The organism is Acidisoma sp. 7E03, from assembly GCF_054665075.1.
On the sequence record NZ_BAAFHE010000005.1, the window covers coordinates 183538 to 199514 of the forward strand.

Consider the following 15977-nt stretch of genomic DNA (forward strand, 5'->3'; position numbering starts at 1 on the left):
TATCGCGCCTAACGCAATTCCGCTTGTCATCCTCATAGTCCACGGCGAAATTTCGGCATGCCGAGCTCTTCGATCGACGAGTCTCACCAGGCCAAGGATGCGCCTCGGTCCGCCGCTCTGGCCGGCGCAACCCAACGCGCCTATCGCGCCGATTGGGCCCATTTCGCCGCCTGGTGCAGCGCCCATGGCCACACGCCCATTCCCGCAGCGATGCGCACGCTCACGGCTTATCTCGCAGATCTCGCGCCGGACCATACGGCGAGCACCATTCGGCGACGCCTCGCGGCGATCGGCACGATGCACAGATTCAACGCCTTGCCCTGGGACCCGCGCCATCCCGCCCTGCGCGCGGCCCTTCGGGATGCGGCTTTGCGGGCACGCGCCCCCTCCGGCAAAGCCGCACCGCTCACCCGCGCGCTGCTGCACCGTCTGCTCGCGACCTGCGATGAGACCGCGCGGGGACGGCGTGACCGTGCCGTGCTGCTCTTCGGCTTCGCCGGCGCGCTGCGCCGCTCCGAAATCGTCGCCCTGCGTGTCGAGGACGTCGTAGAGCAACCCGGGGGCCTGGTGCTGCAGATCCGTGGACGAGGGGAGGGCGCATCGGCGGCGGCGGCGGTGGCTTTGCCGCGCAGCGAGGAGGACGCGCTCTGCCCCGTGCGTGCCTGGCGCGCCTGGCAGGCCCTGGCCCGCCGCACGGCCGGCGCGCTGTTCCGGCCGATCAGCCGCAGTGGGCGGATCGGCGGCGGCAGCCTGCATCCAGACGCCGTGCGCCGCATTCTGAACCATCGGGTGGCGCTTGCCGGTTTCGACGCCGAGGAGGCTCGACGGTTGAGTGCGCATGCCCTGCGCGCCGGGTTCGTTGCCGAAGCGCAGGAGCGCGGCCTGGGCAAGGCCGAGATCATGCGCCACACCCGATATAAGGACCGGCGCAGCCTGCGCGCTGCCGGCCTAGGGGCCGCGTGATGGAGATTCGCTTTCCCTGGGCGCCGGCGCCGGCGCCGGATGCCGCGGAGACGGCGTCCGTGCCACGGCCCTCTTCGCCGCGGCCGCGCGGCCGCCGGCGAGCCCGCGCGGCTGACGGGGCGACCGCGTGGCAGCACGGCCGGCTGTTCGTCGAAGGCCCCCACGCCGATCGAGACGCTTTCGCACAGGCGGCGCGGGGCCCCGGCATCACGCCCTGGAGCATGGACCCAGAGCGCCTGGAGGAGGACGTTTTTCACACCGCGCTGCGCGTGCCGGCAGAGGGACGAAACCTCTCGCTCGAAGGGTGCCGGCGCCTGGCCCGGCATTATCGCGAGGCCGTGCTGGCGCATCAGGCGCGGGTCTCGACCGAGGTAGTGACGCAGCCAGCCGCGCGTGTCGTCTGTCCGCTGGATCTTCATCGCCTGCTGCCCGTGCCTGCGGCGGTTCTGACCTTGGGCCAGAGTGATGATCAGGCCGTCGCTTGGTGCCTCGCCCATTGGGGCGTGTTGGAACTCCGCCGGGTGACGCTTGTCGCGGAGACCGCTCGGCCGCAGCAAAAGCGCGCCGAGCGCATCGGCTACGACTTCTGGGCGCGCGGCGGCGCTGCGCTAAAGCTCGACGCCCTCCGCGCGCGCTGGCCCATGCTCCTCTTCTCCAGCCACGCATGACCCAAGCCGGCGAGGTAGCCGCCTGGCAGGGGCCGCATGTCGCGGTCGGCGATTTCGACGGGCCGCTCGGCCTCCTGCTCGATCGCGTTCGCACGGAAGGACGCGCGCTGGAGCACCTGCCCGTCCATGCGCTGGTGACGCAATTGCTGGAGGCCATGCAGGCGCCGGTGCCGCTGCCTGAGAAGGCCGACTGGCTGATCATGGCCGCGCGCATCGTCGAATGGCGGGCGCGCCTGCTGCTCCCGGCGGAGAGCGACGAGCGCCGCGCGGCAGAGGCGGACGCCGTGATCTTGCGCGACCGGCTTTTGGCGCTCGACGCAGCCCGCCGCCTCGCCGCCTGGCTGGACAATCGGCCGCAGCTGGGCCGCGATCTGTGGCCTGCGCGTTTGGGCGAGGCAGGGTCCGGCGCAGCCGCCGAGCCGGACGTCATCGAGTTTCTCTGGGCCAGCATCGCGGTTTTCGAGGGCTTCCAGACCGTGGCTGCGCCGGTCTACAGCCCGCAGCTCCCGCCGCTGCATAGCGTCGCGGACGCCGCTGCCCGCATTCTGCAGCGGCTGAAGGCGACCCCCGGGGGGCTTCCTCTGCCCGATCTTCTGCCGCCGCCGGAACCCGGCCGGGGCTTGCGCGCGCGGTCGCGATGGACCAGCACCTTTGCCGCTGGTCTGGAACTCGCGAAACAAGGCCGCGTCACCCTCTCGCAAGAGGGCACCACGATGCGGCTGCAGGCGCGCGCCCGTCCAGACCCCGTGCGGATGGATGAAGAGGGAGTGACCGATGCCTGAGCCGAATGCCGAACGACTGCGGGAGGGAGAGGCGGTCGGGCGGATCGAACGGCGCGGCATCGGCTTCATTCCCGAGGCAGCACGGCACGCCCGGCCGCACGACATGGGCTTCGTCTTTTTCGGCACGCAGATGACCTATGGCTCGATCGTCATCGGTGCCTTGCCGGTCGCCTTCGGCCTTGGCTGGTTCGGTGCCCTCTCCAGCATTCTGCTGGGCACGGTGATCGGTTCCCTGCTCGTCGCTGCCATGGCGGTGATGGGTCCGCGCGCGGGGACCAACGGCACCGTGACGAGCGGCGCCTTCTTCGGCATTCGCGGCCGCTACGTCGGCTCCTTCATCACGCAGGTGATCGACCTCGGCTATTTCGCGATGGTGCTATGGATCAGCGCACCGCCGCTGGTGCAGGCGGCCCATCTGCTCTTCGGCCTGCCGACGGGGCAGACGCCGCTGACGGTGGCGCTGCTCTTCCTCGCCGTCGTCGTCCTCGGTCTCGGCATCTTCGGCCATGCGACCCTGGTGGCCGGCGAGCGTTTCGCCGCCTGGTCGGGCCTTCTCGGCCTGCTGGTGCTGACCGGCTTCTGCCTGCCGCATGCGGCGCCGCACGGCACGCCGCTGGTCTTGGGCGGCTGGTGGCCGAGCTGGGCGCTGGCAGTGACGGTGACCATTGCGAATGCGATCTCCTACGCGCCCTTTGCCGGGGACTATGCGCGCTACATCCCGAGCGCGACGCCGAGCCGCCGCGTCTTCCACTGGCCCTTCTGGGGCATGGTGCTGGGCTGCCTCATCGCCTGCGGCTGCGGCGTGGTGATCGGCTTTGCGGTGAGCGATCCCTTCGACCCGACGGCGCAGATGCTGCTGCATCTGCCGCATGCGCTGATCCTGCCGCTGGTCCTCATCGGCTTCATCGGCAATGCCGCGAATGGCGGCATGGTGGTCTATAACGGCATGCTGGACCTGCAGGCGGTGCTGTGGCGGCTTACCCGCATTCAGGTCGGCATCATCTTCAGCCTGGTGGGCCTCGTCCTCGCCTATCTCGGCCTCATCGTCTTCAACGCGGCGAGCGCCATTCTCGCACTCTGCTCCATCGTCACTGTGCTGGTGACGCCTTGGAGCATCATCAACGTCATAGGTTATCTCCGCCACGGGCGGCGCTTCGCAGTGTCCGACCTGCAAGCCTTCGAGAGCCGCGGGCCGCGCGGGCGCTACTGGTATGCCGGTGGCTTCAACCCGGCCGCCGTGCTCTCCTGGCTCGCGGCCATCGTGGTTGGCCTGCTGTTCTCAGACACCGCCTTCTTCGCCGGGCCCCTGGCCCATCTCGCGCATGGCGTGGACCTCTCCTTCGTCAGCGCGGCGGTGCTGGGCGGCGCGCTCTACCTCGCACTCGACCGGCGGCCGGGCCGCCCTTAGTCCCGCGCCGCCCACAGCATGCCGCGGCGCAGGATTTCGCGCATCTCGGGCACCGCGAATTCCTGCGCGACATGCCCGAGGGAGGAATAGAAGACGCGACCGCGGCCATGCCGCCGCTTCCACACCACCGGCATCACCACGCCCTCGATCCAGGCCGCGTGCTCGCCACTGAAGGTAGTGGTTGCGAGCACCTCGTTCGACGGGTCGACATGCATGTAATACTGCTCGGAGCGATAGGGGAACTGGCGCGGCAGGCCCTGCATCACCGGGTCCTCCGGCTTGGTGATGTCGACCGTATAGTCGATGACGTTGCCGGGATGGGCGACCCACTGGCCGCCCACCATGAACTGGTATTCCACCGCCTCGCGAAAGGCATCGCCCATGCCGCCATGATAGCCGGCGAGGCCGACGCCCCCTTCCACGGCGCGGGTGAGATTGTCCAACTCCTCCTTCTCGATCTTCGACATGGTGAAGATCGGCACGATGAGGCTGAGTTCGGCGATGGCCGGATCGGCGAAGGCTTCCGTCGTGTTTTCGAGATAGGTGGTGAACCCGGCCTCGCGCAGCATCTCACTCACGATATGGGCGCCCTGCTCAGGCTCATGCCCGGCCCAGCCGCCCCAGACGATCAGAGCTTCACGCATCGTCTTCTGTCCTTTCAAGATGAGAAACCGTGTTCCGGCATCGGCATGGGCCGGTCCGGCCGGCTTTCGATGGTGACGAAGCCCCCGCTGTCCGAGGAGCGGGTGAAGGCTTCCATGACTTCGAGCACGTGATAGGCGAGCGCGCCGCTGGCCCGGTGCGGCCGGCCTTCGCGGATGGCCTGGGCCATGTCGGCGACGCCGAGGATGCGGTAGTTCCCGTCCGCATAGGCGTGCCGTGTCTTGACCTTCTCCCAGTCCTCACCGGTCTTGGCGACTTCGATGTCCCCACCGAAGAAATTCGGATCGGGCACGATCATCGCCCCCGCCGTGCCGTAGAGTTCCAGCGGCAGATGACGGTGCTTCGGCACGTCGAAGCTCATGGCGATGGAGATGACGGCGCCCGAGACGAAGTGCAACGTGCCGGCGACGTGCGTGGGCACGCTGACCGGGATGGCGGTGCCCGCGAGCGGGCTGCTGGTGATGGTGCGAGTTTCCCGTGGCATGGTGGCGACGCCCGCGACGCGCGCGACCGGGCCGAGCAGGTTGACGAGATCGGTGATGTAGTAGGGGCCCATGTCGAGCATGGGGCCGCCGCCTTCGGCGTAGTAGAAGGCGGGCGCCGGGTGCCAGCGCTCATGGCCGGGGCAGAGGAAGAAGGCGGTGCCGGCGACGGGGGCGCCGATGGCGCCTGCATCCACCAGGGCGCGGCAGGTTTGATGCGCGCCGCCGAGGAAGGTATCCGGCGCGCAGCCGACACGCAGCCCTTTGGCTTCCGCCGCTGCGAGAAGACGCTGCGCATCCGCGGTGGTGATGGCGAGCGGCTTTTCGGAATGGACGTGCTTGCTGGCGGCGAGGGCGCGCAGGCCGACCTCGACATGGGCGGCCGGGATGGTGAGGTTGACGACGATGTCGATGGCGGGATCGGCCAGCAGCGCCTCGACGGTCATGGCGCGGAGGCCAAATTCCGCGGCGCGCGCTTCCGCCGCCTCCATGCGCAGATCGGCGAGGCCGCGGATGGCGAGAATGGGAAAGGCCGAGGCCGCCTTGAGATAGGCTGCGCTGATGGTGCCGCAGCCGATGATGCCGATACCGATTTGCTCTGTCATGGTCTTGTTCTTTCCTCCCCGCGTGGCCGGCGTCAGCCGGGTCTTGCCGGGCCTGTGGTGTTCCAAGGGGCGCCGTAGAGATCGCGCAAGGTGAGGGCGGCGGCGCCGCGCGCCCAGGAATCCTCGCTCCAGCGATGCACGACGAGTTCGGGCAGGGGCTGATAGGCCGCAGGCAGCAGCTCCGCGAGGCGGCTGCGCACGGCTTCGAGCAGCGCCGGCGCGCTTGCGATGGCTTCGCCGGCCAGCACCACCATGCGCGGGGCGAAGAGCTGCACGAGATTGGCGATGGCGAAGCCCAGAGCCTCCCCCGCGCGCTGCAGAAGGGCGAGGATGCGCGGCTCCCCCGCTTCGGCCGCGGCGGCGACCACGGCCATGCCACGGCCGGCGCGGAAGGCGGCGCGATGGCCAGCGGTGGTGAGCAGCGTCTCGGCTTCCGCGAGGATGGCGGCTTCCGAGGCGACGGCCTGGAGCCGCTGCGGCGCCCCGCCGCCGGTGGCAGGGGCCAGGATCAGCCCGTCGAGATCCGGCCCGAGACCTTGGGCGCCGCGAAAGAGATCACCCCGATACATGATGCCGAGGCCAAGCGCGTGCTCCAGGCTGACGACGAGGAAATCCTCCACCCCGCGGGCATCGCCGAACCAGTTTTCCGCCATGGTGACGAGGTTGACGTTGCTCTCGATGATGGTGCCGATGCCGAGCCGTTCCTGCAGATGGGCGGCGAAGGGCACGTTGCTCTCGCTGAAGATGGGGCTCGCCTGGCAAAGGCCCGTTGCGCGTTCAACGCGCCCGGGCAGGCCGACGCAGAGACCGGCGATGCGCTCGATGGCGAGCCCGGCATCGGCGATGCAGCGATGCACGCCGTCCTCCAGGAGATCGGCAATGACGGAGACGGGCTGGCGGCTGATGCGGATGGGCATGGTCAGGCTCGCCAGCGTCTCCGCACAGAAATCGGTGGTGGCGACGGTGACGTGATCGGGCGCGAGCTTGGCGCCGACGACGAAGGCGGCGCGCGGATTGAGTTCCAGCAGCACACGCGGGCGCCCGCGCGCTTCGTTCGGGGAGGCGCGGAGCGTGCCGACCGCGCGCGGCACGATCAGCCCGTCATCCAGCAGGGCGGCGGTGATGGCCGAGACGGTGGTGGGGCTGAGCTGGGTGCGGTCGGAGAGTTCCACGCGCGCGATCGGCCCTTCGCGACGGATGGCATCCATCACGTGGAAGCGATTGATGGCGCGCATCAACTCTGGATCGGCGGTTTTCATCGTGGTCCGCATTAAGTGCCGGGGCGGCAAAGCCTGTCAACGACAGAAACGTTGATGCATGCGCGAAGAACGCTTCGCTGCTTGACACGAGGGGGCTGTGCTCGGCAGAATTAATACGCGTCACAAAATAAGAGCGCCCAGGGCGCCATCGATGGGGACAACGTCATGCTCAAAGCGTTCCTCGGCACCGCGTCGCTGGCCGCCCTCCTGCTCGGCGCCTTCGCGCCGTTGTCGGCCGAGGCAGGCACGCTCATCAAGATCGTGCATGAGGAGACGACGCCGGGCGAAGTCGCCCTATGGCAAAGGATAGCGGCGGATTACGAGAAGCTCCATCCGGACGTCACCATCCAATATCAGTATCTGGAGAACGAGGCCTACAAGGCGAAGCTGCCAACCATGCTGCAGAGCAACGACCGTCCGGACATCATCTGGAGCTGGGGCGGCGGGGTGATGCGCGCGCAGATCGACGCCGGCTATCTCCGCCCGCTCGGCGCCGCAGCGCAAGCCGTGGTGCCGCAGATGAACCCGGCGGATGCCGCGGCCTACAAGGTGGATGGCCAGTATTACGGCCTGCCCATTCTGCACAGCGACGTCTGCTTCTTCTACAACAAGCGCCTCTTCGCCAAGGCGGGGGTGGACGCGGCGAGCATCAAGAGCTGGAGCGACCTGCTCGCCGCCGTGAAGAAGATCAAGGCAGCCGGCATCACGCCCATCACGGTAGGTGCCGGCGAGAAGTGGCCGATGCATTTCTACTGGTCCTATCTCGCGATGCGGGAAGGCGGGGCCGACGTGGTGAAGGAGGCGCAGGCTGGGAAGGACGGCGGCTTCACCGCACCTCCCTTCGTCGAAGCGGGCGAGCGGCTGCAGGAACTGGCCGCCCTCAAGCCCTTTCAGCCCGGCTATGTCGGCACCCTCGCTCTGCAATCCGCGGGGCAGTTCGGTGACGGAAAGGCCGCCATGCAGCTCATGGGCAATTGGCTGCTCAACACACAGGCGACCAATGCGGCGGACGGCAAGGGGCTTGCCACATCCGACATCGGCATCTTCGGCTTCCCGGTGATCGCCGGCACGCCAGGCCTCGCGACCGACGTGCTCGGCGGCGTCAATGGCTGGCTGGTGACGAAAAACGCGCCGCCTGCGGCCGACGACTTCCTCGCCTTCTTCTTCCAGAAGAAATATCAGGACGAAGCCGCGGCCGAGGGCTACTATATCCCGGCTCTCGCCGGCACCAGTGCGGCCATCAAGAACCCGATCATCCGCGAGATCGCAACTTCGCTCGAGCATGCGACGGCGCTGCAGATTTTCTTCGACCAGGCGCTCGGCCCGTCGGTCGGCCGTGTCGTCAACGATATGTCGGTCGCGGTTGCGGCAGGACAGATGACGCCGAAAGCGGGCGCCGCCGCCGTGCAGCAGGCCTGGGAAGACGAGCAGTGAGGCGCGGCTGAGGCGGAAGCGGGAGAAAGCCATGGCGACGGCCCAGACCATCCGGCGGGATCATGGCGCGCTCGTCACCGCCCTCGTCTTCGTTCCGCCGGCCGTGCTGCTCTTTACCATCTTCGTCATCCTGCCGCTTGGCCAGGCGGCGTGGTTCAGCCTGTTCAAGTGGAATGGCCTCGGCTGGCCACACGACTTCATCGGCCTGCGCAACTACCTGCGGCTGTGGGAGAGCGGCGCCTTTCGCACCGCCTTCACCAACAATCTCCTCATCATCGTCTTCTCGATCGCCGCGCAGCTTCCCCTGGGTCTCGGCATGGCCCTGCTCCTCGCCCGCCGCGCCTGGGGGGCGGTTGCCTTCCGGCTGATCTTCTTCCTGCCCTATGTGCTGGCCGACGTCGCGGCCGGCCTGATCTTCCGCTTCATCTTCGACGGCAATTACGGGCCGGTCTCGGCGCTGTCGCAAGCCATGGGCGGCGCGCCGCTCTTCATGCTCGCAAGCCCGAGCCTCGCCTTCACCGCGATCATCATCGTCGTCGTCTGGAAGTATTTCGGCTTTCACATGATGCTCTACATCGCGGGGCTGCAGGGAATCGACCGCCAGCTGTATGAGGCGGCGGAAATCGACGGTGCCGGTGCCTTCCAGCGCTTCCGCGCCATCACCCTGCCGCAGCTCGCGCCGATGATCAAACTTTCGGTGTTCTTCTCGGTCATCGGCGCCCTGCAGCTCTTCGACATGGTGATTCCGCTGACGGGCGGCGGGCCGTTCGAGAAGACCAACACCATGGTCACCTTCATGTATAGCTTCGGCATTACCCGCATGCGCGTGGGCTATGGCTCCGCCGTGGGCGTGGTGCTGTTCCTCGTCTGCGTCACCTTCGCCCTCTTCTACCAGCGGATCCTGATGCGCGATGAGTGATCTTCCCTTGTCCCGACATCACGCCATGGGCGAACCGCAAGCGGTGCCGAGAGCCACCGACCGCCTCCGCAGCCGGCGTCGCCAGGCGCGGGCCTTTGCCGTGTGGCGCCTCGGCATTCTCATCATCGTCGCCGGCATCGTGCTGCTGCCGCTGGCCGCGACCGTGCTCGGCGGGTTCAAGGATCTCGGGCAGCTCCGCACCAATCCCCTCGGCCTGCCGCGGCTCTGGCTGTGGCGCAACTACTGGGACATTCTGGCGAGCCTGCGCTACTGGCGCGTGCTCGGCAATTCGCTGCTCTTCGCGAGCCTGACCGTGGTGCTGACGCTGTGCCTGGCCTCGACCGCGGCCTTCGCCTTCGCCCATCTGAAATTCTTCGGCCGACGTTTCCTCTTCAACTATATGGTACTCGGACTGATGTTCCCGGCGGCGGCCGCCATCCTGCCGCTCTTCATCCGCGTTCGCCAGCTCGGCCTCGTCGACACGCCCTGGGGCGTCATCCTGCCGCAGGTGGCCTTCGGTCTCGCGATGGGCGTGCTGCTGATGCGCAACGCCTTCCGGCAACTGCCGGGCGAATTGCTGGATGCGGCGCTGGTGGATGGCTGCGGCTATATCCGCTACTTCCTGCACGTCACGCTGCCGCTGTCACGCCCGATCCTCTCGACCGTCGGGATCATCGCCTTCGTCGGCAGCTGGAACAACTACCTCGTGCCGCTCATCATGCTCGACAGCGCCCATCTCTACCCCTGGCCGCTGGGGTTGATGGATTACCAGGGTGAATACTCAACCGCCTGGCAGCTGGTGCTGGCCTTCATCACGCTGACCATCCTGCCCGCGATCCTGATGTTCGTGCTGGCGCAACGCTATATCGTGGAGGGGCTGACCGCCGGCGCCGTGAAGGGGTGAGTGTGGCTCACCCCTTCACCCGGTTCACCCCCGCCAGCAGGCGAGGCCGCGCGGCGGCACGGTGCCGCCGCCGAGCACGAAGTGCTTGGACGCGGCCTCCGGCACCGCCCAGGCCTCGGTTCCGAAATTCAGCGCGAAGGTGAGGGGGCCGCGCCGCTGCAGGCGGATGGCATCGGGCAGCGCCACTGTCTCGACCCCCGCTTCGGTGAGCAGGTCGCGCATGACGGATTGCAGCAGCGCTTCGTCCAGCCAGGCGCCGAGATAGTGGCGGTTGCCCTGGCTTACCAGCGCCTTGCCGCCATCGGCGAAGCTGAGGCGGGCGGGCAGATCGGTCTCCAGCCATTCGCGCCAGCGTGTGGCCTGGCCCGATAGACCATCGCCCGAGACAGGCACGGTGAGGCCGGGGCGCAGCGAGCCCACCTGGGCAACGCGCAGCGGAAGCAGGGTTTGCAGGGGTCCCGGCGGCAAAGTCTCCGGGATGGTGCAATAGCGCGTCTTGGAGCCGCTGCGCGGGCCGATGAGCAGAACGCCGCTTGCCTCCTCAAGGGCCGCGGCCGCCGCTTCGTTGACATGGGGCAGGGATGGGGCGGCGACGAAGCGGTAGCCGGCGAGCGAGGCGCCCGGGGGCACGATGTCGACGTCAAGGCCCAGGCGCCGCAACGCGCTGTACCATTGGAAGACGAGATCCATGTAGCGGAAATCCGCCCCCTGTGGCTGCACGTCGGTGATCCAGCCGGCCTCGTAATCGAAGAGAAGTGCGACCGGCGCCTGTGCCATGGCGGGCAGCGGCCCAAGCGCTTCCAGTTCGCGCGCGACCTCGGCCGCTTCCAGCCCGCCCGCCGAAGGCGCACCATCCGGCCGGTTGAGCCCGGCATGCATCTGCTCCTGCGCGAAGGGGGCCTGTCGCCAGCGGAAATAGCTCAGCACCTCCGCGCCATGGGCGAAGCATTGCCAGCTCCACAGCCGCACCATGCCCGGCGCCGGCACCGGGTTCCACGGCGCCCAGTTCACGGGCCCCGGCTGATGCTCCATCAACCAGAAGCGGCCGCGCCCGACGGCGCGATACACGTCGTGATTGAAGCCGGGCACGTCGGGATGCGAGGTTTCGGCCCATCTGAGACGCTCTGCCTCCGGCAGGCTGGAGACTTCCAGAGCGCCGAGCGGATAGGAATCCCAAGAGGCGAAATCCAAATCCTCGGCCATCTTGAAATGGTCGAAGGCACGGAAGAAGCCCATGAAGTTGTGGGTGACGAAGCGGCCCGGGGAATGGGCGCGGATGATCTCCACCTGCAGCCGGTTGTAGGCGATCATCTGGTCGGAAGCGAAGCGGTGATAATCGAGCCGGGCGGCAGGGTTGGTTTCCGTCACGGCAGCGACGGGCAGCGGCACGTCCTCGAACCCGCGCGCCTCCATCGACCAGAAGACGTTGCCCCAGGCCTCGTTCAGCGCCTCCGGAGTCTGATAGCGGCGGCGCAGCCAGTCGCGGAAGGCCGCGAGATCATGCGGGCCGTAGGACAGCGTAGTGTCATGGCAACCGAACTCGTTGTCGGTCTGCCAGCCGGCAAGGGCGGGATGGGTGCCGTAGCGCTCGGCCATCGCCGTCACGATCCGCCGCGTCTCGCGCAGCCAGTCGGGCGAACTCGTCGTATACTGGCGGCGGGAACCGAAGCCCTTGACGCGGCCATCCGCGCCTACGGGCAGGATGCCCGGATAGAGATCGGTCAACCACTGTGGCGGTGTCGCGGTGGGGGTGCCGAGGACGATACGCAAGCCGGCGTCGCCCAGCACGGCCATGGCGCGATCGAGCCAGGCCCAGTCATACTGACCGGGGCGCGGTTCCATGCGGCTCCAGGCAAATTCACCGATGCGGACATAGGTGATGCCGCGGGCGCGCATCGCCGCCGCATCGGTCGCCCATTTCTCTTCGGGCCAATGTTCGGGATAGTAGCAGACGCCAAGCATGGCGGCCTCCGTGCGATGCAGATGAAGCTCAAACGGCGGGGCGCAACAGGCGCAGGTCCCGCGGCGGAATGGTGATGGTGGTGCCGGCGGCCGTGCCGCTCAAAAGATCCTCGTGCGGCCTCACGAGGGTGAGGGACGCGGGTTCCGCCCCGTGGTTCAGCAGAAAGACGAGCGGCGGCCCCCCCGCGGCACCTTCGCGCCGGCAGAGTTCCACCCCGGGCGGCAAGGCGATGGCTTCGCCCGTGAGATCGGCGGCCTCCAGCAACAGGCCGGCGAGGGCCGCGTGGAGCGCCGTATCCCCGAAGGTGCCGGCATAGATTGCCTGGCCCTGGCCCAGCCGATGCCGCGCGACGGCCGTGCGGCCGGCATAGTATTCGGCTTGATAGGTCATCACGGCTTCCGCGCCTTCGAGAGCGAGGACATCCGCCCAGCCGGTGGCCAAGGCGGCAGAGCCCGCATTGTGGCCGAGGCCGCCTGCGCCTTCCGCGGGACCGAGTGGAATGCTGACGCCGATCGCCGGCGAATCATAGTCCTCGACGGAAAGACCGAAGACGCCGCGGAGCAGCCCGGGCAGATGGGCGTTGACGACGGCATTGTGGATATCCTTCACGCCGCTGCGGGCGGTGCCGAGAAGAATGCCGCCCCCGGAGACGTAGGCGGCGAGCGACTGGGCGACGCCCTCGGGCAGAACGTGCAAGGCGGGTGCGAGCACGATACGGTAGGGAGAAAGGTCGGCCTCCGGCGGCACCACGGCGACTTCGATGCCGAGGCGGTGAAAGGCCGCGTAGAGCGACTGGAGATGCGCGGGGTAGGAGAAGCCGGGATTGTTGCCCTGGACCTGGAAGGCGAAGCGGCTGTCATAGGATAGGATCATTGCGACCTTCGGCGCCGGCGCGGTGGCCAGCACCGCGCTGCCAAGGCGGGCGAGTTCCGCGCCCATGCCGGCTACCTCGCGATAGCGCCGCCCAGCTTCGCCGTGATGGTCGAGCACGCCGTGCCAATACTGCTCCGCGCCGTAGCGGGCGGTGCGCCAGCGGAAGAAGATGATGCCATCCGCCCCATGGGCGATGGCCTGCCACGCCCAGAGACGCACTTCCCCCGGCCGCGGCATGACGGAGACATCCTCCCATCCGCCAGAGCCGCTCTGTGCTTCCATCACCCAGAAGCCGCGGTTCTTGAGACCGCGCATCGTGTCATGCGCAAGCGCCACGCCCGGCACGTCCACCTCCTCCACCATCGTCCAGGCGAGCCGCGGGTAATTGTCCCAGGAGACGAAATCGAGCGGCGCCGCGAGATCGAAATAGTTGATCTGGTCGAACTTGAAGCCCATCAGGTTGTGCGTGATGAACTGGTTCGGGCATTCGCGGCGCAGGATGTCGATGTGGATGTCCTGATAGGCGACGTAGGAATCGGAGGCGAAGCGGAAATAGTCGAGCTGCAGACCGGGGTTGGGCGCGCGGGCGATGCGGCTGGGCAGCACGACCTCGGCGAAATCCGCGTATTCCTGGCTCCAGAAGACGGTGCCCCAACGGGCGTTCATCGTCTCCACGTCTCCATGCCGCCGCCCGAGCCATTGCGCGAAGGCACGGGCGCAGTTGTCGCAGTAGCAGCGATCGCCGAACTCGTTGTCCGTCTGCCAGCCGATGACGGCGGGATTGTTGGCATAATGCCGCGCCATGGCGGTGACGATGACTCGGGACAGCGCCTGGAAGCCGGGATGGTTGGGGCAGTAGTGCCGGCGATGCCCGAAGGTGAGACGCCGCCCATCCTCCAGCACGCGATAGGCATCAGGGTATTTCGCCATGACCCACATCGGCGGCGAGGCGGTGGGCGTGCCGAGGACGACGTCCATCCCCTCGGCGGCGAGGACCGCGATTGCCCGATCGAGCCAGGCGAAGTCGAACTGACCCTCGCGCGGTTCCATCCGGCTCCAGGCGAACTCGGCGAGGCGGACGGTGTTGAAGCCTGCTTCCCGCATCATGCGGGCATCGGTGGGCCAGCGGTCTTCGGGCCATTGTTCGGGATAGTAGTCGACACCGAAGCGGAAGAGATGAGTGGACAAAACGAGCCTCCTGGCGCGGATACGGCGTTACTTCACGCTGCCGGCGGCGAGACCGCCCTGCCAGAAGCGCTGCATGGTGAGGAAGAGAAAGCCGATCGGAACGATCGAGACGAGGGAACCGGTGAGCACGAGAGAGAAGAGCGCCTGGCCGCCTTCGCCCGCGCTCGCATTCTGGTACCAGGTCGCGAGACCGACGGTGAGCGGGAAGAGCTGGTTCGATTCCAGCATGACGAGGGGCAGGAAGTAGTTGTTCCAGGTGCTGACGAAGGAGAGCAGCAGCACGGTGATGAGTGCCGGCGAGAGCAGCCGCAGCACCATGCCGAAGAAGATTGCCGCTTCGCTGGCGCCATCGATGCGCGCTGCTTCCAGCAGCTCGTCCGGCACCGATTGCTCGGCATAGACCCGCATCAGATAGACGCCGAAGGGGTTGACGAGACAGGGAAGGATGACTGCCCAGGGCGTATCGACCAGACCGATCCGGCTCATCAGCAGGAAGAGCGGAATGGCGAGCGCCGTCTGCGGAATCATGATGGCGCCGAGCGTGAGCGCGAAGAGGGCGCGGCGGCCGAGGAAGCGGAATTTTGCAAAGGCGTAGCCGGCGGCGGCCGAGAGCAGGGTGGCGCCGACGGCGGAGGTGACGGAATAGAAGGCGGTGTTGACCAGCCATCGGCCAAAGACGCCGCTCTGGAAGGTGAAGAGCCGTTCGAGATTGCTGAAGAGCGCGAAGTGCGGCGCGAACCAGAGGCCGAAGCTCTCGAACAGGCCCTGATCCGTCTTGGTGGCCGAGATCACGACATAGAGCAGTGGCACGAGCGTATAGACGAGGAAGAGGCCGAGCAGGCTTGTCGTCAGCATCCGGGTGCGGCGGAGTTGGCGGGCGGCGGCGGAGCGATGTGGGGCGTGGGCTGTCATGCCGGTGACCTGCTGGCTGTCGACGGTCATGCTCATGCCGCTTCCGTCCCCCGCCGACCGACGGCGAGCATGAAGACATAGGAGAAGACGGCGACGATCGCGCCGAGGATGAAGGAGAGGGCGGCTGACGCGTTCAAGCGCTGATCGGTGAAGGCGAGCGCATAGGCGTAGAGGTTGGGCGTGTAGGACTCGCTGACGATGTCAGGCGCGAGAGGCCGGAACATGGACGGCTCATTGAAGAGCTGCAGCGTGCCGATGATGGAGAAGACGAGGGTGAGCAGGAAGGCTTGGCCGATCAGCGGCACGCGGATGCGCAGCGCCGCCTGCCAGGGCGTGGCGCCGCAGAGCCAGGAAGCCTCGACCACGTCCCGCGGCACGGCCTGCAGCGCCGCGTAGAGCACGATCATGTTGTAGCCGGTGTATTCCCAGGTGACGACGTTGCCGAGGGAAGCGAGCATCCATTGCGGCCCGAGGAAGTTCGGCATGGCGACGCCCAAGGCATGGCCGACGCGGGTGAAGAGGCCGAAGGACGGTCCGTAGATATAGGCCCAGATCAAGGCGCCGATCACGCTCGGCACCGCATAGGGCAGGAAGAAGACGATGCGGAACAGGTTGCGGCCCCAGAGCACGCCGCTGTCGAGGATGAGCGCGAGCCCCAAGGCGAGGCCCAGCATGACCGGGATCTGCACGAGACCGAAGAGGAGGACGTGGCCGAGACCCTGCCACAGGCCGGGATCGCTCAGGATGTCTGCGTAATTGGCGAGGCCGACGAAGATCGTCCCGCGCGCGAGCGTGTCTCGGAAGAGGCTGAGATCGAGCGCCATGGCCAGCGGCAGGACGAGAACCAGGGCGAAGAGCAGCAGGAAGGGGGCCAGAAAGAGGTATGGGGTGAGAGCGACGCGCCTGCGCTTGCGGCGCAGGCTTCCTGTCATCGAAGATGTCCGTAGATCCGTC

The 15977-nt window shown here is 67.6% G+C and carries 14 protein-coding genes; 7 read left to right on the forward strand and 7 right to left on the reverse strand.

Translation table 11 applies throughout. The features are described from left to right. Nucleotides 1-57: 57 nt before the first annotated feature. From ACYQ6W_RS09785 to ACYQ6W_RS09800, 4 genes are read left to right on the forward strand one after another with little or no spacing between them, the layout of a single operon-like run. Nucleotides 58-963 (forward strand): tyrosine-type recombinase/integrase, encoded by a 906-nt coding sequence (locus ACYQ6W_RS09785; protein ID WP_459675031.1) that lies wholly within the window; start codon nucleotides 58-60, stop codon nucleotides 961-963. Beyond that, nucleotides 963-1631 (forward strand): hypothetical protein, encoded by a 669-nt coding sequence (locus tag ACYQ6W_RS09790; RefSeq protein WP_459675033.1) that lies wholly within the window; start codon nucleotides 963-965, stop codon nucleotides 1629-1631. Before ACYQ6W_RS09785 ends, ACYQ6W_RS09790 begins: the two co-directional genes overlap by 1 nt. Beyond that, nucleotides 1628-2413 carry a hypothetical protein gene (locus tag ACYQ6W_RS09795; protein ID WP_459675034.1) on the forward strand — a complete coding sequence of 262 codons (786 nt, stop codon included), beginning with the start codon at nucleotides 1628-1630 and terminating at the stop codon, nucleotides 2411-2413. The genes ACYQ6W_RS09790 and ACYQ6W_RS09795 overlap by 4 nt, the downstream gene beginning before the upstream one ends. After that, on the forward strand, nucleotides 2406-3821 hold the full coding sequence (locus tag ACYQ6W_RS09800) for a purine-cytosine permease family protein (protein ID WP_459675035.1): 1416 nt from the start codon (nucleotides 2406-2408) through the stop codon (nucleotides 3819-3821). The genes ACYQ6W_RS09795 and ACYQ6W_RS09800 overlap by 8 nt, the downstream gene beginning before the upstream one ends. On the opposite strand, the gene ACYQ6W_RS09805 is transcribed toward ACYQ6W_RS09800, so the two are convergent. The 3 genes from ACYQ6W_RS09805 to ACYQ6W_RS09815 are packed head-to-tail and all read right to left on the reverse strand — an operon-like array spanning nucleotide 3818 to nucleotide 6830. Beyond that, nucleotides 3818-4465 carry a ThuA domain-containing protein gene (locus ACYQ6W_RS09805; protein WP_459675037.1) on the reverse strand — a complete coding sequence of 216 codons (648 nt, stop codon included), beginning with the start codon at nucleotides 4463-4465 and terminating at the stop codon, nucleotides 3818-3820. The genes ACYQ6W_RS09800 and ACYQ6W_RS09805 overlap by 4 nt on opposite strands. Before the next feature lie 14 nt (nucleotides 4466-4479). After that, the gene (locus ACYQ6W_RS09810; RefSeq protein WP_459675038.1) at nucleotides 4480-5571 is read right to left on the reverse strand and encodes a Gfo/Idh/MocA family protein; all 1092 of its coding nucleotides are present in this window, start codon (nucleotides 5569-5571) and stop codon (nucleotides 4480-4482) included. A 32-nt stretch (nucleotides 5572-5603) separates the two neighbouring features. Beyond that, the gene (locus ACYQ6W_RS09815; protein ID WP_459675039.1) at nucleotides 5604-6830 is read right to left on the reverse strand and encodes an ROK family protein; all 1227 of its coding nucleotides are present in this window, start codon (nucleotides 6828-6830) and stop codon (nucleotides 5604-5606) included. 165 nt (nucleotides 6831-6995) lie between these two features. On the opposite strand from ACYQ6W_RS09815, the gene ACYQ6W_RS09820 reads away from it, so the two are divergent. The 3 genes from ACYQ6W_RS09820 to ACYQ6W_RS09830 are packed head-to-tail and all read left to right on the forward strand — an operon-like array spanning nucleotide 6996 to nucleotide 10087. Then, nucleotides 6996-8264 (forward strand): extracellular solute-binding protein, encoded by a 1269-nt coding sequence (locus tag ACYQ6W_RS09820; RefSeq protein WP_459675040.1) that lies wholly within the window; start codon nucleotides 6996-6998, stop codon nucleotides 8262-8264. A 31-nt stretch (nucleotides 8265-8295) separates the two neighbouring features. Continuing rightward, nucleotides 8296-9183 carry a carbohydrate ABC transporter permease gene (locus ACYQ6W_RS09825; protein WP_459675042.1) on the forward strand — a complete coding sequence of 296 codons (888 nt, stop codon included), beginning with the start codon at nucleotides 8296-8298 and terminating at the stop codon, nucleotides 9181-9183. Beyond that, nucleotides 9176-10087 (forward strand): carbohydrate ABC transporter permease, encoded by a 912-nt coding sequence (locus ACYQ6W_RS09830; protein ID WP_459675043.1) that lies wholly within the window; start codon nucleotides 9176-9178, stop codon nucleotides 10085-10087. Before ACYQ6W_RS09825 ends, ACYQ6W_RS09830 begins: the two co-directional genes overlap by 8 nt. Before the next feature lie 24 nt (nucleotides 10088-10111). Here the strand turns inward: ACYQ6W_RS09830 and ACYQ6W_RS09835 are convergent, their stop codons facing one another. The 4 genes from ACYQ6W_RS09835 to ACYQ6W_RS09850 are packed head-to-tail and all read right to left on the reverse strand — an operon-like array spanning nucleotide 10112 to nucleotide 15955. Then, nucleotides 10112-12049, reverse strand: coding sequence for a beta-galactosidase (locus ACYQ6W_RS09835; RefSeq protein WP_459675044.1), 1938 nt, complete (start codon nucleotides 12047-12049; stop codon nucleotides 10112-10114). A 28-nt stretch (nucleotides 12050-12077) separates the two neighbouring features. Continuing rightward, nucleotides 12078-14111, reverse strand: coding sequence for a beta-galactosidase (locus tag ACYQ6W_RS09840; protein ID WP_459675045.1), 2034 nt, complete (start codon nucleotides 14109-14111; stop codon nucleotides 12078-12080). Nucleotides 14112-14138: 27 nt separating this feature from the next. After that, nucleotides 14139-15059 carry a carbohydrate ABC transporter permease gene (locus ACYQ6W_RS09845; protein ID WP_459675046.1) on the reverse strand — a complete coding sequence of 307 codons (921 nt, stop codon included), beginning with the start codon at nucleotides 15057-15059 and terminating at the stop codon, nucleotides 14139-14141. Next, nucleotides 15056-15955, reverse strand: coding sequence for a carbohydrate ABC transporter permease (locus tag ACYQ6W_RS09850; RefSeq protein WP_459675047.1), 900 nt, complete (start codon nucleotides 15953-15955; stop codon nucleotides 15056-15058). The genes ACYQ6W_RS09845 and ACYQ6W_RS09850 overlap by 4 nt, the downstream gene beginning before the upstream one ends. Nucleotides 15956-15977: the final 22 nt, after the last annotated feature.